This is a genomic window from Chitinophagales bacterium, assembly GCA_016787225.1.
Classification (GTDB): Bacteria; Bacteroidota; Bacteroidia; order Chitinophagales; family JADJOU01; genus CHPMRC01.
Genome location: JAEUUY010000001.1, coordinates 1 through 20,048 on the forward strand (window position 1 = coordinate 1; position 20,048 = coordinate 20,048).

General features: G+C 35.8%; 18 protein-coding genes. 7 read left to right on the forward strand and 11 right to left on the reverse strand.

The annotated features are described in order from the left end of the window. Positions 1–250: 250 nt before the first annotated feature. Positions 251–988, reverse strand: a complete 738-nt coding sequence (locus JNL75_00005; protein ID MBL7788194.1) for a hypothetical protein — start codon at positions 986–988, stop codon at positions 251–253. 877 nt (positions 989–1,865) lie between these two features. Between JNL75_00005 and JNL75_00010 the strand changes: the two genes are divergently transcribed. From JNL75_00010 to JNL75_00020, 3 genes are all read left to right on the forward strand, one after another. Further along, a complete protein-coding gene (locus tag JNL75_00010) occupies positions 1,866–2,165 on the forward strand; it encodes a hypothetical protein (GenBank protein MBL7788195.1) in 300 nt (99 codons plus the stop codon). 116 nt (positions 2,166–2,281) lie between these two features. Beyond that, a complete protein-coding gene (locus tag JNL75_00015) occupies positions 2,282–2,566 on the forward strand; it encodes a hypothetical protein (protein ID MBL7788196.1) in 285 nt (94 codons plus the stop codon). After that, positions 2,539–3,159, forward strand: coding sequence for an ABC transporter ATP-binding protein (locus JNL75_00020; GenBank protein ID MBL7788197.1), 621 nt, complete (start codon positions 2,539–2,541; stop codon positions 3,157–3,159). The genes JNL75_00015 and JNL75_00020 overlap by 28 nt, the downstream gene beginning before the upstream one ends. A gap of 563 nt (positions 3,160–3,722) precedes the next feature. Here JNL75_00020 and JNL75_00025 read toward each other — a convergent pair. From JNL75_00025 to JNL75_00050, 6 genes are all read right to left on the reverse strand, one after another. Then, the gene (locus JNL75_00025) at positions 3,723–5,054 is read right to left on the reverse strand and encodes a DUF58 domain-containing protein (GenBank protein MBL7788198.1); all 1,332 of its coding nucleotides are present in this window, start codon (positions 5,052–5,054) and stop codon (positions 3,723–3,725) included. A 38-nt stretch (positions 5,055–5,092) separates the two neighbouring features. Then, the gene (locus JNL75_00030) at positions 5,093–6,079 is read right to left on the reverse strand and encodes a MoxR family ATPase (GenBank protein ID MBL7788199.1); all 987 of its coding nucleotides are present in this window, start codon (positions 6,077–6,079) and stop codon (positions 5,093–5,095) included. Between the two features lie 866 nt (positions 6,080–6,945). After that, complete coding sequence (locus JNL75_00035) at positions 6,946–8,160, reverse strand: hypothetical protein (GenBank protein MBL7788200.1); 1,215 nt, start codon at positions 8,158–8,160, stop codon at positions 6,946–6,948. Continuing rightward, the gene (locus JNL75_00040) at positions 8,150–8,935 is read right to left on the reverse strand and encodes a hypothetical protein (protein ID MBL7788201.1); all 786 of its coding nucleotides are present in this window, start codon (positions 8,933–8,935) and stop codon (positions 8,150–8,152) included. The genes JNL75_00035 and JNL75_00040 overlap by 11 nt, the downstream gene beginning before the upstream one ends. Continuing rightward, positions 8,925–9,869, reverse strand: coding sequence for a hypothetical protein (locus tag JNL75_00045; protein MBL7788202.1), 945 nt, complete (start codon positions 9,867–9,869; stop codon positions 8,925–8,927). Before JNL75_00045 ends, JNL75_00040 begins: the two co-directional genes overlap by 11 nt. A 73-nt stretch (positions 9,870–9,942) precedes the next feature. Next, complete coding sequence (locus JNL75_00050) at positions 9,943–10,935, reverse strand: stage II sporulation protein M (protein MBL7788203.1); 993 nt, start codon at positions 10,933–10,935, stop codon at positions 9,943–9,945. Between the two features lie 283 nt (positions 10,936–11,218). On the opposite strand from JNL75_00050, the gene JNL75_00055 reads away from it, so the two are divergent. The 4 genes from JNL75_00055 (at position 11,219) to crcB (ending at position 15,326) form a co-directional block, all read left to right on the forward strand. After that, complete coding sequence (locus tag JNL75_00055; GenBank protein MBL7788204.1) at positions 11,219–11,950, forward strand: RDD family protein; 732 nt, start codon at positions 11,219–11,221, stop codon at positions 11,948–11,950. Between the two features lie 290 nt (positions 11,951–12,240). Further along, the gene (locus tag JNL75_00060) at positions 12,241–13,662 is read left to right on the forward strand and encodes a Glu/Leu/Phe/Val dehydrogenase (GenBank protein MBL7788205.1); all 1,422 of its coding nucleotides are present in this window, start codon (positions 12,241–12,243) and stop codon (positions 13,660–13,662) included. 81 nt (positions 13,663–13,743) lie between these two features. Beyond that, positions 13,744–14,964 carry an ornithine--oxo-acid transaminase gene (gene rocD / locus JNL75_00065; GenBank protein MBL7788206.1) on the forward strand — a complete coding sequence of 407 codons (1,221 nt, stop codon included), beginning with the start codon at positions 13,744–13,746 and terminating at the stop codon, positions 14,962–14,964. Continuing rightward, positions 14,964–15,326 carry a fluoride efflux transporter CrcB gene (gene crcB / locus JNL75_00070; GenBank protein MBL7788207.1) on the forward strand — a complete coding sequence of 121 codons (363 nt, stop codon included), beginning with the start codon at positions 14,964–14,966 and terminating at the stop codon, positions 15,324–15,326. The genes rocD and crcB overlap by 1 nt, the downstream gene beginning before the upstream one ends. Positions 15,327–15,343: 17 nt before the next feature. On the opposite strand, the gene JNL75_00075 is transcribed toward crcB, so the two are convergent. The 4 genes from JNL75_00075 to JNL75_00090 all read right to left on the reverse strand — a co-directional run bounded on the left by JNL75_00075 (position 15,344) and on the right by JNL75_00090 (position 20,044). Beyond that, positions 15,344–17,344 carry a fumarate reductase/succinate dehydrogenase flavoprotein subunit gene (locus JNL75_00075; GenBank protein ID MBL7788208.1) on the reverse strand — a complete coding sequence of 667 codons (2,001 nt, stop codon included), beginning with the start codon at positions 17,342–17,344 and terminating at the stop codon, positions 15,344–15,346. 8 nt (positions 17,345–17,352) lie between these two features. Further along, positions 17,353–17,970: a Uma2 family endonuclease gene (locus tag JNL75_00080; protein MBL7788209.1), complete on the reverse strand. Its 618-nt coding sequence runs from the start codon at positions 17,968–17,970 to the stop codon at positions 17,353–17,355. 1 nt (position 17,971) lies between these two features. Continuing rightward, positions 17,972–18,634 carry a succinate dehydrogenase cytochrome b subunit gene (locus tag JNL75_00085; GenBank protein ID MBL7788210.1) on the reverse strand — a complete coding sequence of 221 codons (663 nt, stop codon included), beginning with the start codon at positions 18,632–18,634 and terminating at the stop codon, positions 17,972–17,974. A 111-nt stretch (positions 18,635–18,745) separates the two neighbouring features. After that, positions 18,746–20,044 (reverse strand): amidohydrolase family protein, encoded by a 1,299-nt coding sequence (locus JNL75_00090; protein MBL7788211.1) that lies wholly within the window; start codon positions 20,042–20,044, stop codon positions 18,746–18,748. Positions 20,045–20,048 lie beyond the last annotated feature (4 nt).

The window sequence follows — 20,048 nt, forward strand, 5'->3', positions numbered from 1 at the left end:
AGGAAAAAGTATGGATTGACTTCTGTCTTTACCTTGTATATATTTCATGGCATCGAAGATCGCATCTTTAGATTCCATCTCATCTAAAACTTATCATCATTTCCACAAAAGCATGGGAGTTTTTAGACAGTTTGACGCCCGGCAGCCTTCTGGTGTGGCTTAACCATCCCGAACTTTATACAAAAATACACCATTTCGATACCCAGCTGCAAATTATTTAAACTCCTTCACCCACACTTTTAGCAGACTGTCAGTTATACGATTCTATTTTTTGCAGTAATTTTAATAGTTTTTCTTCATCTACATAATCGGTAAATATATTTGAATATACTGTTGTTTCATATCTTTGGAATTTTAATCTAAACTCTCTTTTGGCACTACCTTCATATCTTAAAAGTTTTGCTATAAAAATTTGTTTCGGTTTTATATAGTCTAAATTTCCATCCGTTGAACACTTATAGTTTTTGGAGGTTTCAATATCTATCCATTTTCCATTTTTTGCCTTTACCTGTCTGACCATATACCCAATATCTCTATAGGTTGGAAAACCTATACAAGAATCTTTTAGATTTGTTATAAATATGGGAAATGTGTTGTAAATAATGTTTTTTTGAACTTTACTTGACTTTTGGCTTATATAATGTTCTTTGTTAATATAGTAAAAAAGTTTAAAATTTGTATCGACAAATATTTTAAGATTAACTTCAGGTTGCTCTGCCCCTGCTGAACCACAATTTTCACTTGTGAAACCACAATCTTCAGTTAGCAGATAAGTGTCTTTAATTTTACCAACATAACAAAGAGGAAAGTAGCTTTGCCTTTTAACAGAGTCCAAAATGTAGAATTCACTATTGCCTTGAACAATACTATCAATTAAGGTTGTATTATTATATGAAACAATTTTTTCAAGTAGAATAGCATTTTGACCTTGTTCCTTTTGTTGACAACAAGTAAAAAAAATGCTTATTAGAAGTACGCTGATTTTCATAATAGTATAGTATAACGAGGGGGGTGTTGACGTTGTACAAAATTAAGTATAAAATACTTAAAGTCTATCGTTTTTGTATAATGTCAACACCGAGTTGTACGATAGTTCAAGCGAATGGTGTTTTATGTAGTTTGGATATGCGGTATATTTTTGTGCTTGTCCGTCTCTGGAGGATTGACCGACATCTGGTGGACGCTATAGGGTAAAAAGTATTCCGCTTTTCTTTCTTTATTTGCTTTTTTGAGTACTATATAATACCTAAAATAGCGACTATTTGGGTGCTTCGTTTTTCGTTTTTTTTTATGTTATTTTTTTTCTGAGATAAAAATAGGTCTTTTAGTCTAATTTTTGGTATTTTAATTTTATATATTCATGGCTAAAAACCCTAAGTTTTACCCTCCGAGGTGGTTCGTTTAGCTAAGTCCGTTAAAATTTTATCCATGAGGCTTAAAATTTTAACGAATTTGTCTAAAGCTTTATACATAGTATCTTAAAACTTTGGCGATTTTACCTAAAGTTTTAAGTCGTTTTCTTAAAGCTTTAGCCTTGGTCGCTAAAACGACCACCTCTGCACCTAAAGGCTAGGCACGGCTGCTGGGTTTGCTTATGTTATCACTAAGTATTTTTAACTATACTAAAATCAAAATAGTTCACGTTATACAATTGATATTAAATTTTATAACCATTTAAACTTTTGGACTATGCCATTAAACAATTTAGATAAGATACACATTACCGCTACACAGATTGCAGACTTTGACAAAGCCTTAGACGATCTCATAACCATAGCTACTGCTATTACTCAAACCTCACTGACGAAGAACGTGGTCGATATGGTAGTATCAATGAAAAGAACAAGCTATTGGTCAATGGTATCATGGATTTTCATAAAAATCAGCCCTATCTCCAAAGTTCTGACATCGACTGGGCAGAGTTTGAGGCGGACTATGCCGATCGACAATTCGCCGATACGAGAGCGGATAAAATTCAGAGCCTCATGCGCCTCATTACAGATTTTAAAATAGTACATGACTATGATAACTATCACGATGCACTGACTGACTATGACTATACGAAATACAAAGCAGGGACGAATACCCCAGGCTTTTCGGAAAAGCAAAACTACCTCAAACAATTTTTCCCCAATACAGGCAATACTACACCGCCAGCGGAGTAGTTATTATTATAATTTTAAAGGGTTTACAATGGAGGCTGTCTGAAATGACAGTCTTTTTTTTGTAGAGACAAACTCTGAGCTATTCAATATAAAATCACAACTTTTAAAAACTCATGATGCACAGCCTTTTCCTCCATTATTACCGTAGTACCTTTATCTATAATTTTATCTTTTCTGCCTTAGTAGGATTTGTAGGTAATTTTTTTATATGCTTTTGCACCTTTGGTAGTTTGGTATCATTTATTGCCTATCAATATCACAAAGGGCATGAATATTATTTCTATTATAACTACGGCTATACAAAAGCAGAACTCATGCTCAAAACGATGCTAGCCAATGTCCTATTTTCTTTCATCCTATATCTCTTCGTCCAATGCTCCAAATTGATGTTCATAGCCTAAGTATAAGCCATGGGAGACGCAGGCTCATTGAAAATGGAAGTTTCTCTATTCAGACAGGAGAAGTACTAGCCATGGAAGGTGAAAACGGCTGTGGTAAATCTACCCTGCTGAAATCGCTCTTTGGCACACACAATGCCGATAAATTAGACTGGTCTAAAAATGGAGAAAAGCTAAGCAAACTTTCTCCAAAAACGAGTCTGATAGCCATGCTACCTCAGGATAGTTTTCTGCCACGCGGCCTCACTCCTAGTGAAATTATCGCTATGATGTATAAAACGCATGAGCAGCAAAAACCGCTTTTCTCCTTGCCTTATGTAGCAGATTATAGCCTCAAAAAAATGAGCGAGTTGTCACATGGAGCTGCACGATATGTTGAAATTATCGTCATTTTAAATCTATGGCATCCATTTATTCTCCTAGATGAACCTTTCTCACTCTTAGCACCTTTACATAAGGACGCAGTCAAAAAATTAATCGTTGAAAAGAGTAAAATGAAAGGAATTGTTATCACCGATCACTATAACGAAGATGTCAATGAAATTTCCACGAAGAAAATATGGATAGAAAATGGGGAATTGAAACTAATTTCATAAAATAGAAGCAGAGATTTTTAGCCACTAAGACTCGAAGGAGAAATCATATTTAAATGACAATTTTTCAAATCGAATCATAATTTTTTTGCCACGAATGTCACGAATTCACACTAATTCTATTTTGTTTCGCCTATGGCGTCGAATGTTCACGAATTGTGTCCATTTTCAAATCATCACATTTCCACATTAACTCATCTTCACATCAACAATCATTTTCATATTTTCACATCTTCAAATCTATTTTTGCCACGAATGTCATGAATTCACACTAATTCTATTTTGTTTCGCCTATGGCGTCGAATGTTTACGAATTGAGTCCATTTTCAAATCATCACATTTCAACATTAACTCATCATCGCATCAACAATCATTTTCAAATTTTCACATCTTCAAATCTATTTTTGCCACGAATGACACGAATTCACACTAACTTTATTTATTTCGCCTACGGCGTCGAATGTTCACGAATTGAGTCCATTTTCAAATCATCACATTTCCACATTAACTCATCTTCACATAAACAATCATTTTCAAATTTTCAAATTAAACAATTTTCAAATTTATCATATCAACCCTCTCGTCTTAATCTCCAAATACTTATTGATACTATCCACAGTAAGGTCTTCTGGTCTGGTGAGTAAGGAATAGATACCATACTTTCGTAGTTCGTTGACTATAAGTTTTTTCTCAAAGATAAATTTCTCTGCTATGGCTTTGTCATAAACTTCCTGCACGTTTTTAGCTCTTTGATTTACGAGATCGTGCAGCTCTGTATTCTGAAAAAATACAACCACTAAAAGGTGATTTTTGGCTATCCCCTTCAAATAAGGTAGCTGACGATAAAGCCCATCCATAGTTTCAAAATTGGTATATAACATGATCAAGCTTCTATGCTGTATATGTTTTTTTATATCTATATATAGGCGACCAAAATCGCTTTCCTGAAAATTAGTTTCTACGTTATATAATGCTTCTAGTAGTTTATTCATCTGCGAACCTCGTTTCTCTGCCACTACCCTATTCTCCACTTTTTTAGCGAAGCTAAACATTCCTGCTCTGTCATCTTTTTTCAAAACAATATTACTTAATACCAAGGTAGCATTGATGGCATAATCTAAGAGTGATAAACCATTAAAAGGCATTTTCATTACTCTTCCTTTATCTATGACCATATAAATGGTCTGGGATCGCTCTGTCTGATATTGATTGACCATGAGTGCATTTTTCTTGGCAGTAGCTTTCCAGTTGAGGGTGCGTATATCGTCTCCCTGCACATATTCCTTTATTTGTTCAAATTCCATGGAATATCCGACTCGTCTTACCTTCTTGGTTCCATATTGATGTAGATTATTGGAAAAAGCCAGTAAATCATACTTCTTTAATTGAAGAAAAGAGGGATAAGTAGGAATCATCTCCCCGGCAGCGAAGGTAAATCTTCTGGATGCCAAACCCAGTGGAGATGAAACATAGACGTTTAAGTTACCGAAAACATACTCTCCGCGCTCTGTAGGACGAAGTTTATAGGTAAAATCAATCGTTTTTTTTGCTTTTATTTTTTCCTTAATACTAAAGTTGCGCATCTGAAATTGAAAAGGAATTTCATCAATCGTATTCGTAGCGATAGAAAAGGTATAATTATTTTCTAGTGTCACTAAAATTTCATTTTGATCACCATTGGAAAATTTCTCAGGACAAGTTCGATGTCCGATCAATCCATTTCTTTTTCCAAACAATAATAAAATATCTGTAACGACGAAAATCATCAAGGTGGCAAACAAATACCAGATAATCATATAAAGCCCATGAAATATAAAGGAAATAGCAAAGCCTATAATTATCAAAAGGATAAAACCGAAAAAGAGATGATTTAAATAAAGCTGCTTAAAAAACTTCATGATAACTATCTAAGGAATACCTAGCTGAAAACTGAATACTAACGAGGTACTTCAATCGTTTCTAAAATTTGAACGATAATTTCCTGACCAGTCATCCCTTCCATTTCACGCTCAGGAGCTACGACCACTCTGTGCTGCAATACTGGAATAGCTGCCTCTTTAATATCATCTGGTGTCACAAAATCTCTTCCTCTCAGAGCGGCATATCCCTTAGCGGCATTCAATATGGATATCGATGCTCTCGGAGAAGCGCCTAGATATAAGAACGAATTCTCTCTTGTATTCGACACGATTCTAGCGATGTACTCCATTAGATTTTTTTCAACGACTATTTGTTTCACTATTCCCTGAAACGCTTTTAGCTGATTACCACTGATAACTTTTACTACTTGATTTAATTTATCCTCACTTTGCAATTCATGTTCGCGCATCAAAATATTTACCTCTTCTTCTAAGCTAGGATAATCGATATTGATTTTAAATAAAAATCTATCAAGTTGAGCTTCTGGCAGTCGATACGTTCCTTCTTGTTCTATTGGGTTTTGTGTAGCTATGACTAAGAATGGCTGATCCATAGTATATTTATGACCATCGATACTTATTTGCCTTTCTTCCATGACCTCAAATAGTGCAGCTTGGGTTTTAGCAGGCGCTCTATTGATTTCGTCTATGAGAATCAGATTGGAGAAAACAGGACCTTTTTTAAATTCAAACTCTGTCGTCTTTAGATTAAATACCGAGGTACCTAAAATATCCGAAGGCATAAGATCCGGGGTAAACTGAATTCTAGAAAATCCAATATCTATCGTTTTAGATATCAATTTAGCAGTAATCGTTTTAGCCACTCCAGGGACACCTTCGAGAAGGATATGCCCATTTGCTAGCATAGCGACTAGTATGCGGTCTATCATTTTTTCTTGTCCTACGATGACTTTGCCTACTTCAGTTTTGATATCGGTTACTGCTCTTTGCAATTCAGATAAGTCAATTCGATTCTTGAAGTTCAAGTCAGTGTTTTGCTCCATATTTTGAGACTGTTCTAGAGAATTATTATTTTCCATATGTTTATGTTTTAATTTTTATGACATGTAGGTTGTACTGTATGTAATATATTTAGTAGTGAGTTTTTATAGCCATAAGTCAAGATTTGGTTAGGAGTTAATTTCATCATTATATATCTTTTTAAATTTTCAAATTTACTATCAATAATCATTTCTGCCCACCATCAAATCCATTTTTGCCACGAATTGCACGAATGTTCACTAATTTATTTATTCATTTCGCCTACGGCGTCGAATACTCACGAATATCATTAATCTGTGCATTTACTCATTACAAAATATCACATCACAATCATTTTCAAATTATCAAATTATCACATCTTCAAATCTATTTTTGCCACGAATTGCACGAATGTTCACTAATTTATTTATTCAATTCACCTGCGACGTCGAATACTCACGAATATCACTAATCTGTGCATTTACTCATTACAAAATATCACATCACAATCATTTTCAAATTATCAAATTATCACATCTTCAAATCTATTTTTGCCACGAATTGCACGAATGTTCACTAATTTATTTATTCATTTCGCCTACGGCGTCGAATACTAACTAACATTACTTATCTGTGCATTAACTCATTACAAAATTTCACATCTCAATCATTTTCAAATTTTCATATTTTCAAATTATCACATCTTCACATCTATTTTTGCCACGAATTACACGAATGTTCACTAATTTATTTATTCATTTCGCCTACGGCGTCGAATACTAACTAACATTACTTATCTGTGCATTAACTCATTAAAAATATCACATCACAATCATTTTCAAATTTTCAAATTATCACATCTTCACATTAACACTCATTTTCAAATTCACTACTTCCCTATCCAAAATTCTTCGAGCAATCCGTTTAATTCAACCAAGTCATTTTCTGACAAATATCGATTCATTTTTTTATTCGTTATCTTTTTGACAATTTTCTCTATGAGTTCCTTTGATCTACCTGATTTTAATTGAAGCTTATGTATAAACTTCTCATCTAGTTTTTGGGTATCTAAATGGAACTCTGTGCGCACTCTTTCCAGAAAATAGATGACTCGCTTATCTATGACCGTCTTAAAATGACTCTCCTGAAAATACATATTGGCTATGGTTTTCGTAAAATCTACTGTCGTATTCTGCACCGCAGGTATGATAGGAATTATACGTTGTTTTCGCTTGGCATTAAAGATGAGATACAAGATAAATCCTATCAGTAAAAAATACCAAGCCCATCGTAGCGAGTCATGTTCTAAGATTACACGTAGCGGAGTATCTGACTTTTCGCCTCTTCCGTATTCATTGGTATTCCAGTATATAGGTTTCGAATTTTGAATAAAAGATAATACCGCGGATGTATGCTGATGATTTCTACCTTTTAAAAGCTGATAATTAGTGAATATATCAGGCAGACTATGGAGATAAATATAGCCTTCCCCATGCGCTACACGTATAAAATTTATATGATTGGAAACCGTATCTCCCCTGTGGGCAACTAAATGACCTAATATACTCACCTTACTTGTATCAATCGAATCGAAGTAAGAAACGTAATTGACTTTATTGATAGGATAACTATTCGAATCTACAAAATTCAAACTAACATGCACCGTATCATTAAATCCATAATCAAAATCCAGCTTAATATTAAGCGAATCCAGCAGCACCTCAGAAAAACTAGTAGCTGATAGAAAAGCTTCGTTACCTCTCGATACGAAATATAACACCTCTGTAGCAGATTGATCATCTAGTTTGTTCTCATGTTCTACAGAGAAATAAGTCCCTCTGATGGTATAATTGGATATAGAGGAATCATAATCGAAATGCCTATCAAAAAACTCATATGGAGTCTCATTGAGCTTTTCAATATAAACTCCACCTAATAGGTTTTTCAGCTCTTTATCGAGAATATAAAGTCCGTAAGGAGATTTTTTATTTGTGGTAAAGTGTGGTCTCCAGTCTATCTCACGGGGCCGATTAAACTCCATAAAAGCTATTCCGAAAAAAATCAGAATCAAGATAGCAACATATATCTTCAGTCTATTGTCCATCTATGCTTTTAAAAGTTTCATTAAAACTCATTTCTGCTTTTATAAATTCGGTCTCGCTCATATCAAATTCACCATACCATATATAATCATAAACATAGCAATGATAACTATACCTCTCGCGAAGTGTTTTATTCTTTATCTCATAGAGATAATCCATATTCGTCTTATTAATATCCCATTGTATGACTTTCTTATCGGATAATTTTCTCAATAACCATAAATAATAAAATCGAATAGCAAGGCGATAGTCATTCTTTCTTTTAGCATTTGTCAATAGTTCACTAAAATTAGCAAGATGGAGTTTTTCTTCCACATTATGTTGATCAATAGTGTCCGTTTTACTATCTCTACCAAAAATCCAACCTCCCTCTTTATTAATAATAGCTTTAATTATAAAAAATGCAACAACTGTGACTAAAAGAAAGGCTAAAAAATATTGCAAATATTCGAACCACTCCGAGGCAGCATTCTTGTCTTGCAAATCAAAAAACTCACGAAGCCACCGAAAAAACCATTCTTTAAACTGATCCCACTGACTATATTTTTGAACCTTGGGTTCATAGATGAAATGGTCTGTATTATATTTAGCTTTAAAATTTGAATCAAATTTTCTTCGCTCGATGTCACTTGGATAGGTATAGGAGATAGAACCTACTTCATCATTAGCATCTACGGTATAGGCCGTATCCACTGCCATAGTAGTATCACCTTCCTGTGCGATAAGGGTAAACCCTATTGTAAAAAAAAGAAAAAATAAGACTATTTTATGATTCACTTTCTGTTCCTATGAGGTCTATTTCACTTTTTGAAGAGTGGCTATTATTCGTTTCTTGCATGGTATAATATATCATACCATTATTTAGAATGATTAGGTTATGTAGAAAATAAGTGACCAGTATCGATACTGCCATTGTAATACCCATAGCTATAGCAAATCCAGCAGTTTCAGGCAAGCCTCCAGAAGATCCTTCAAGACTAGTAAATAGTGAAATCATACCTATGATAAGAGGTATGAAAGTAAAAACGGAACCAACTATTTGAACTAACATAGACATAGCAAAATTAGATCCTACAACAGGCCATAAGTTATTCTTTACAAATTCAAAAGCGGTTTTAAAGGATTCTACAAAACCTGTATTTCTATCATTAACATATAAAAAAAAGGCAATATTATATACTCCTATCAAAGCATAAATACCGATGAAGACGAATGGAATACCAATAACTGTTATAAATAAGATAATCATCATAGCAACCAGCAATAACCCTACCGTGAAAGTTAATAAAATGGTTAAGAATGTAAATTTGACGGTTCTACCGATATCTGCCTTTAATCTGTCGCCAATAACCTTTGTTTCAAACTCCGCATGTCCATATTCATCGTACAAACGCAGATAAACCATAGGGTAGAGATAACTTAGGAAACTAAAAATGATAATCACGATAAAAAAGAAAAATAATATACCTACGAATAAGGCAATGTTTCCTCCAAATAGTTCTTCAATTTTAAAGCTTTGATTAGTAATGCTTCCGAAAATAAACGCCATATAGGCTTTACCTAAAATATAGGCTAATATGGTTAGGATAAGAAGTAGCCCTCCACAAAGGATGGTATAGTTTTTAAAATAATGCTTACCAGTCAGTTTTAAAAACGAAAAGGTATCATTGAGATAGTCACTAAAGGTTCTTTTTCTATATAATTGAAACATAATATAGTTGAAAGTTAAAAGGTGAAAGATATAAGTTTATGAATTGAATTATGCATAGGTCTAGATATAATGTTTAGATAAATGGTATCGCTTCTATTGATTGCTGTCTTTCTGCTTTTTTTACTACAAAATAGGGATAAACAAGATAGTAAAATGAAATAATGGCTAAGGTACCTAGTATAATCACTAAATTCAGAGCCAAGGGCATATCCAAGGCATATCGAGTAACAAAACCTTCTAAAAGACCTGCACAAAAGGTAAAAGGCATGGTGCTTAATAAAATTTTAAATGAATTTCGAAACCCTATTTTAAAAGAATTAAATCGAGAAAATGTCTTAGGGAAAAGAATACTAGACCCTAAAATAAACCCAGCGGTGGCTTCTATGACTATGGCAAATATTTCCATACTGCCGTGCACCCAGATACCCCTGATACTTTCTATAAACACATTATGTTCATAAAAAAAATACTGAAATGACCCTAGCATGATGCAATTAGATAATAAAATATAAAATGTCCCCATTCCTAAAAAAATACCATTGACATAGCACTGCAGTCCCACATACAAATTATTAAATGTAATGCCAATAAAACTACCCCAGTTCGACCCCTTACCATATACGGCCATAGGGTTGCCGTTTTCTATATTTTCAAGCGTATCATTTACATATCCATCTCCTAAAATTAACCTTACAAAATCTGGATCGAATTTGGCTGAAATAGCCCCAATACCTACAAAAGTAAAAAATAGTATAAATGTGAACAGGGTAATGTATCGATATTGATACATGAGCAGTGGCACTTCGACCTTAAAAAAGTAAACTAATCGATTAGATTCCTGTCGCTTGGTCTGATATATTTTCTGGTAAATCTGTGATGCTAAAAAATTTAAGTACTTAGTCGTATTACTTTTGGGATAATAGGTCTGAGCATACGATAGGTCATTAACCAAATGAATATAGAGATGAGCCATTTCATCTGGACCCTTAAGTGTCCTGCCCATAATGGCCGCCTCGAATTGCTCCCATTTATTTTTGTTTTGTTTTATAAATGCTACTTCTCTCATCTGGTATTAAGGCAAATGTATATAAAATTTCTCTTTTTCATAAGCCATATTATTCAAGAGATAGAAAAATAGAATTATCATATATAGAAAATTGTATTTCATAGACAACTTATCTCAATATCATGATAGAATTAAGCGAACCTTAATGTCAAGCAAGTTGGGGGTTAAATGTATGACATGAAGAATTCTAAAGCAACATATAAAATTTGTCAATTATATTTACCCTCTAAAAGACAATATAAATATCTAAAGATATTAACCAAAAAAAATTTATTTAGACACTATGGATCAAGTAGCCATTAACACTACGCAAAACGTAAATATAAATTTTAATCTAGCTTCCTTTGGCGATAGAATGCTTGGCTACCTTATCGATGAAATTATCAAATTCTCATATATCTTAACGGTCACCTTTCTTCTATCCTATTTAGACTTTACAGGTGACATGGATAATTGGTCAATCATGGCTATTTATGTCGTGTTGTTTCTTCCAGCAATCTTTTATACGTTGTTTCTCGAAAATCTCCTCGAAGGTCAAACTATAGGTAAGCGAGTCATGAAGACCAAGGTTGTAAAAATTGATGGGTATCAGGCTTCCTTTGGCGATTATGTCATTCGATGGGTTATGAGGTTGATAGATATCTATTCAAATAGTGCCATCGTAGGTATCATAGCGATTGTAACAAGTAAACGATCTCAAAGGCTGGGAGATATGGCTGCTGGAACCACCGTGATTTCATTAAAGAATAAATATACCATCGATAGTACTATACTCGAAGATATAGGTGAGGCTTATCAGCCCATATATCATTTGGTGGTGAAACTATCGGATAATGATGCTCGAATTATTAAGAATTCCTATACTATAGCCGTAAAGAAAAAAGATATGGAAACCCTACGAAAACTTCGTATAAAAATAGAAGAGGTTACAGGCACTAAGAATGTATCTGGCAATGATACTGACTTTATCAAAACTGTTTTAAAAGATTATAACTTTTATACTCAGAATATGTAACCAAGGAGGGCAACCGGAATGCCCCCGGCGTTGTTTTGCTTACCCCCCCCTTTCTTGCATACTGCTTAGCCTCAAGCTGTTGAAAAAAGATTAGACCCAGCATAGGAAAAATCGTATTTTTGCCCTTTATTCATAGGATATACATTTTTTAAATGGAAAGTCTCAATCAATGGGTCGTCAGCAGTGACAAATTTGCGGTAGTCGTCATCGTTTTATTTATCATTTTCATAGGCATTAGTGCCACTTTATTACATATCTCTAAACAACTAAAAAAATAATTTTTTCAGAAAATGTCAGCAAAAAAGGAACTCAGTTTTTTTGAAGGTGTCGGCTACTATACCGATAAAGCTTCCAAATTTATTAATATGGAAGAAGGACTATTATCACAAATCAAGGCTTGCAACAATGTACTTCGCTTAAAATTCCCAGTCAAGGGAAATGATGGTAAGGTAAGAGTATTCGAAGCTTATAGAGTACAACATAGCCACCACAGAATGCCTACGAAAGGGGGTATTCGGTATAGCATGCACGTAGATCAGGAAGAGGTTATGGCATTAGCTTCTTTAATGACTTATAAGTGTGCTCTGGTGGACGTGCCCTTTGGAGGCGCGAAGGGAGGCATCAAAATTGATTCAAAAAATGAACCAGCTGATATCGTAGAAAAAGTTACGAGAAGGTATACGTCAGAATTGATTAAGAAAAACTTTATCGGTCCTGGACTAGATGTACCTGCACCTGACTATGGTTCTGGAGAGCGAGAAATGGCATGGATAGTGGACACCTATATGGCATTCAATAATGGTGAATTAGATGGTCTCGGTTGTGTGACTGGCAAGCCTGTAAGTTTGGGTGGAGTAGCAGGTAGAACAGCTGCTACTGGACGTGGTGTATCGTATGCGTTGAAAGAGGTTTTTAGCTATGAAGAAGATATGAAAGAACTAGGCATGACAGCAGGACTTGAAGGTAAAACAGTTGTGGTTCAAGGTCTAGGGAATGTTGGTTATTATTCGGCATTGTTTATGCAAGAATATGGATGTAAAATCATATCCATAGCTGAATATGAGGGCGCTATTTTCAATGAAAATGGATTGGATGTCGATGCAGTATTTCAACACCGAAAGGCTACAGGATCTATTTTAAATTTCCCTGGTGCTACCAATATGGCAAAGAGTTCTGATGCTTTGGAATTGGCATGTGATATTCTAATTCCAGCTGCTCTCGAAAATCAAATTACTATGGCTAATGTAGAAAATATCAAGGCCAAAGTTATAGGCGAAGCAGCGAACGGGCCTGTTTCTGCGGAAGCTTCAGAGATATTAGCTAAGAAAGGTGTGCTCATTATTCCTGATATGTATATCAATGCAGGTGGGGTAACAGTTTCTTATTTTGAGTGGTTAAAAAATCTTTCACATGTTCGCTTTGGACGTATGCAGAAAAAACACGAAGAAGACCATAATGCTGACATAGCTAATCTCTTGGAAAAAATGACTGGCAAGAAAATGGATGAAATGGAACGCAAAATGTTTACCAAAGGACCTGAAGAGGTAGATCTCGTCAATTCTGGTTTGGCTGATACCATGGCGAAATCCTATGCGACAATCCGTAAGCAGTGGAAAGAAGGTAAAGGTCAGTACGATATGCGCACCGCTGCATTTATCGTTGCTTTGAATAAAGTCGGAAGCGACTACGCTCAAATGGGTATTTGGCCATAAAGAGTAGAATTTTAAGTTTTGAATGATAAGTTGTAGACAAGTCATTCTTCATTATTATTAGTTAAAAGTATGAATCAAGCTATGACTTTATCAAAACGGTTAATATCTCTGGAAGATAAATACGGTGCGCATAATTACCATCCCATACCGGTAGTTATAGAACGAGGTGAAGGTGTGTATGTATGGGATGTCGAGGGTAAAAAATATTTTGACTTTTTATCAGCCTATTCTGCAGTCAATCAAGGGCATAGTCATCCTAGAATCATAAAGGCTCTCACGGATCAAGCGAAAAAAATCACCTTAACTTCTCGTGCCTTTTACAATAGTGAATTAGGAAAATACGAAGAATTCGTAACCAAATTATTTGGATACGATAAGTTATTGCCAATGAATTCTGGCGCTGAGGCAGTAGAAACTGCTTTGAAGCTATGTAGAAAGTGGGCATACATGAAAAAGGATATTCCACAAAATGAAGCCGTCATTTTATTCGCCTCAGGAAATTTTCATGGTAGAACGCTAGCCATAATTTCTGCAAGCACAGAAGAAAGCAGCCGAAAAGATTTTGGGCCCTATTTACCCAATATCAAAATAGTAGAATATGGAAATTTAGAGGCTTTCAAAACTGAAATTATTCAAAATAAAAATATTGCTGGATTTATTTTCGAACCCATTCAAGGGGAAGCTGGAATTATCATTCCTGAAGATGAATATCTAACATCGTGTGCGAAAATATGCCGTGAAAATAATGTACTTTTCATCGCCGATGAAGTACAAACAGGGATAGCGCGAACTGGGAAAATGTTAGCTTGCGACCATGTAGGTATAAAACCTGATATGTTAATTCTTGGCAAAGCATTGTCTGGTGGGGTATTGCCTGTTTCAGCTGTATTAGCTAATGATGAAGTAATGCTATGTATAAAACCCGGGGAACATGGTTCCACTTATGGTGGAAATCCGCTCGCATGTGCGGTAGCTATTGAGGCATTGCAAGTTATCCTAGATGAAAAAATGGCAGAGAACGCAGAGAAAATGGGTGAACTGTTTCGCTCTGAATTGAGAAAAATCAATTCGAAATGGATACGAGATATTCGAGGAAGAGGCTTACTGAATGCCTTGGAGATTAATGATACAGAAGATAGCCAAACAGCCTGGAATATTTGTATCAAAATGGCTGAACTGGGCTTGTTGGCAAAACCTACACATGGGAATATCATTCGCTTTGCTCCACCGTTGGTTATTAATGAGGTTCAGATTAAGGAAGCCGTGACTATTATTGAAAAGGCATTAGCAAGTATAGACTAGTGCAAAATTTTGTTTATGTTTTCGTAGGCAGTGGTATCGGTGGATGTGTACGTTATGGGTTATCATCTATCCTCACAAAATACAATTTTACTCTTCCTATTTATACGCTTGTCGCCAATGTACTAGCCTGTTTCATATTAGGAATGACGATGAATTATCTTAGTCAACAGAATGAAAATAATTCACTAAAATTTCTTATTGCTATTGGTATTTGTGGAGGAATGAGCACCTACTCTACATTCAGCTACGAAATTTTACAACAGGTGAATTCAGGTGCTTGGGGACAGTTGATTCTATACACAGTTGGTACTTTTGTTATCTGTTTGTTCGCTATCTTGTTAGGAACAAAAATTAGTAGCTAATAACTAGCAGCTAAGCTCTACTTATAATTCCTACTCGCTATCTTGATATTCTCATAAATGAGTTCTTCCTTGTGAAGATTTGGGTCTGAATCGACACCATTAAATTGCCATGCACCTACGAATTTGAAGTTCTCATCATCACGCAAGGTTTCTCCTTCAGCGTCTTGATATTCTTCACGAAAATGTCCACCACAGCTCTCATTTCTCATCAAGGCATCTCTACACATCAATTCACCTAGTTCGATAAAGTCTGCGACACGCATAGCTTTCTCCAATTCTGGGTTCAATTCATCCATCTTTCCTGGCACTTTTACATCAGCCCAAAATTCCTTTCTCAAAGTTTGAATCTCTGCTATGGCTTGTTTCAGCCCAGTTTCATTTCTAGCCATACCGCATTGATTCCACATGATTTTACCTAGCTTTTTATGGAAATAATCTACGGAATGACTTCCTTTATTATTTATAAACTTTTGAAGGGTTTCAGTTACGTTCTTCTCTGCTTCTACAAATTCAGGAGCGTCTTCCGATATATGACCAGTTCTAATCTCATTAGATAAATATTCTCCTATTGTATACGGAATAACGAAATAACCATCAGCTAGTCCCTGCATCAAGGCCGAAGCACCTAATCTATTCGCACCATGATCACTAAAGTTTGCCTCTCCTAGAGCATAGCACCCTGGTATGGTCGTCATCAAATGATAATCCACCCACAAACCTCCCATGGTATAATGTACCGCAGGATAAATCATCATTGGTGTTTCGTATGGATTTTCATCTACGATTTTTTCATACATCTGGAAAAGATTGCCGTATTTCTCTTCTACCACAGCCTTTCCTAATCTCTTGATTTCTTCTTCAGAAGGATTCTCTATGTTCTTTAATTTCGCCTGCGTTTTCCCATATCGTATAATCGCAGCGGAATAGTCTAGATAAACCGCTTCACCCGTTTTGTTGACGCCAAAACCAGCATCACATCTCTCTTTTGCAGCTCGTGATGCAATATCTCTTGGTACCAAATTTCCAAATGCTGGATATCTGCGCTCCAAATAATAATCTCTATCTTCTTCTTTGATTTGTGTAGGCTTTAGTCGTCCCTCACGAATTGCTTGCGCATCTTCCAGTTTTTTCGGCACCCATATTCTTCCGTCATTTCTCAATGACTCAGACATTAAGGTCAATTTAGATTGATGATCACCACTTACTGGAATGCAGGTTGGGTGAATCTGGGTATAACAAGGATTAGCAAAATATGCTCCTTTTTTATAGGCTTTCCATGCTGCAGTCACGTTGCTACCCATGGCGTTGGTTGATAGGAAAAATACATTGCCATAGCCACCTGTGCAGAGCAATACCGCATGCGCCGAATGTCTTTCTATCTTACCCGTCATTAAATTGCGCGCTATAATTCCTCTCGCTTTGCCATCGATGACCACAAGATCGAGCATTTCATGACGGTTATACATAGTTACCGTGCCCTTCGCTATCTGTCGTGAAAGCGCAGAGTAGGCACCCAATAGCAATTGTTGTCCTGTTTGTCCTGCGGCATAAAATGTTCGCTGAACCTGCGTACCTCCAAAAGATCGGTTATCCAATAATCCTCCGTAGTCACGCGCAAATGGAACACCTTGAGCTACACATTGGTCGATAATGCTAGCTGAAACTTCTGCTAGTCTGTGAACATTGGCTTCGCGAGCTCTATAGTCTCCTCCCTTTATGGTATCATAGAACAATCTGTAGGTACTATCGCCATCATTTTGATAATTTTTTGCGGCATTGATCCCTCCCTGAGCAGCGATAGAATGCGCACGACGTGGACTATCTTGAAAACAAAAAGCTTTGACATTATAGCCCATCTCTGCTAGGGATGCTGCGGCAGAGCTGCCAGCTAATCCAGTACCTACCACTATAACATCGATAGAGCGTTTGTTGGAAGGATTTACAAGTTTGCAGCTTGATTTAAAATTGGTCCATTTGTCTGCAATATTGCCTGCGGGAATTTTATTATCTAATGACATATGCTATGTTATTTTTTTACTTTTTTGAATTTATGAATATCTTGAAACACAGTCTCTACAGGGAATTTTAACTTCGGAAATAAAACACTTTGAAGTTCATCGTCTGTAGTTAATGGCTTCATAGGTACATACTTGTTTTTATGTAAACTGAAAATTGAAATTGTCTCATGCTCGGGATCGACAATCCAATATTCCAGAACCTCATTCTCCTCGTAGAGCTCATACTTAATTTTCATTTCCTTTTTAGAATTACCCGGAGAAAGTATTTCAATAATCAAATCCGGGGCTCCATTGCATTTATATTCATCTATCTTAGTTAAATCGCATATTACCCCTAAATCTGGCTGAACAACCGTTTTGATTTTTTTGCTATCTTTAGTTTTCGATAATACGACATCGAATGGTGCACAGAAAGTCTGACAAGAGTTAGTTGCAAATTGGTTGAGAATAATAAAATTCAACCGCTGACTAATTCTCATGTGAGAAGTATTCGGTGCCGGTGACATGGAAAAAATCTTTCCCTTAATCAGCTCCACACGCTCACTAAATTTCCATAATAGATAATCTGCATAAGTATAGGACTTATTCAAATCTAAATCAGAAAAATTGAGAACGTAGTTTGCCATATTATTTTACCCAACCTAAATAAAAACCTATTGGCATCAAAGCGAATAAGGTAGGTACAATGATAGAAAAAGCGATTCCAGATTTTTCTATCATGCCATTGTACTTGTTATGATTCAATCCTAATGATTGAAAAGCTGATTTAAAGCCATGCAGCAGATGCCAAAACAAAGAGAAGCAAGACGCTACATACAAAAAGACGATAAAAGGATTTGAAAATTCTTCTTTCATCATGGCAAACAAGTCTCGCTCTTGACCAGTCGCAAACTGATTGGCTCTATTAGGTATCCAAAAGTCTCCAGCATGTATGATCAGGAACATCAATAAGAGTGTACCTAGAATACCCATGCTGCGCGAGTACCATGGTGAATTTTTAGAAGCATCTACCTTAGCGTATCCCTGCGGACGAGCCTTTGCATTTTGATACCAAAGCACAAAACCGTCAATGATATGAACTAAAAATCCAACGACCAATCCTATTTCCAATGTTCTCATTAAAATATTGGTTCCCATAAAATGAGCCGCATGAGTAAATGTTTGACCGCCATCGTTCAAAAAAACTAGGCAATTTAAGCCACAATGTACAATCAAAAATAAAATCAAGAAAATACCAGAAAGCCCCATGATATACTTTTTGGTCAGTGAAGAAAGCCCTTTAGTGCTCATTTATAAATTAATTTTAAAAGAATAAAACGAATAAGTCATATTCAATTTATGACAAGGCAAATTTATAAAAATCTAGCAAGCTAAAATGATAAATAGTGTTATAGGCATTTACTATTTTACCTTTAACCCATATTTCTTCATAAATTTAAGATAAAGATCGGTCTGTTTATTTCCTAAATCAATGAAACGTCCATCAATAAATGCCTGAGTGACTTTGGATGAACGCATATCAAGTATATCACCTTCGGAAATGACAATACTGGCATCTTTGCCTACCTCTAGCGACCCTAATCTATTTGATACTCCTAGTATCTGTGCGGGACAGAGTGAAATTGATTTTAAAGCTTCTTCTTTGCTGAGTCCATACGGAACCGTCTGACCAGCTTGAAAAGGAAGATTTCGAACCTGCCAAAAACCTTCGTTGCTGATAGCAAACAGAACTCCCGCTTTTTGCAAGATTGCAGGTGTTTTATAAGGTTGGTGCACATCCTCATCAGCATAGTTAGGTAATTCATGGGTTCTGCCTAGTATGACAGATATTTTTTTCTGCGCTAAAATATCTGCAATTTGATAACAATCAGCAGCTCCTAACAGCGTAATTTGAATCCCGAACTGTTCTGCAAATTCTATAGCATGCAATATTTCTTTGATATGTTGGACTTGGATATAAAGTTTGCGTTTGCCATTGACCACTTCTCGGAGGCTCTCAAATCTCAAATTTTTCTTTTCGTGGGTTACTCCTGAATAACTTTTGGCTTCCATAAAGTAGTCGATGATTTCTTGGCGCTGCACTTCATAGTCTTTGTTTGGTTCATAACCTTTGGCTTCTGCCCACCAACCCATTTTTCTGTTTAGTGTAGGCCAATTCAGAACGACCCCATCTTCCGCTATGACAGCAGCGTCTTCCCAGTTCCAAGCATCGAGCTGCACGAGCGAAGTCGTGCCCGATACGATTCCTCCTCCAGGAACTATCTGTGCATATAAGACGCCATTGCTGCGCACGGTAGGGGTCACTCGTGAATCGGTATTATAAGAAACTATCGTTCGGACATTCGCATTTTGTTGACCTTGCTCAGCGCCATCATTCGTAGCTCGAACAGCTTCTATTTCCGATAAGCCGAGATAGGTATTGAGGGCTATGAGTGCTGGATAAATATGCTGCCCTGACACATCTACTTTTTTACAATTTAATTGAGACAAAATCGTGCTGCTGTTGGCACTCACTTGCTGAATTTTTCCATGCTCAAATACGATGATTCCATTCTCAATAACCTCTCCATTACCTATGTGTATAGTAGCTCCATATAGACATATTCGTTCCGCTTGTTTGGGAGCAGGAGTTGGTATATCTTGGGAAAATAGATAAGTGGGAATGGTAAATAGTAGGAATAATTTTTTAAAAAATTTCATCACG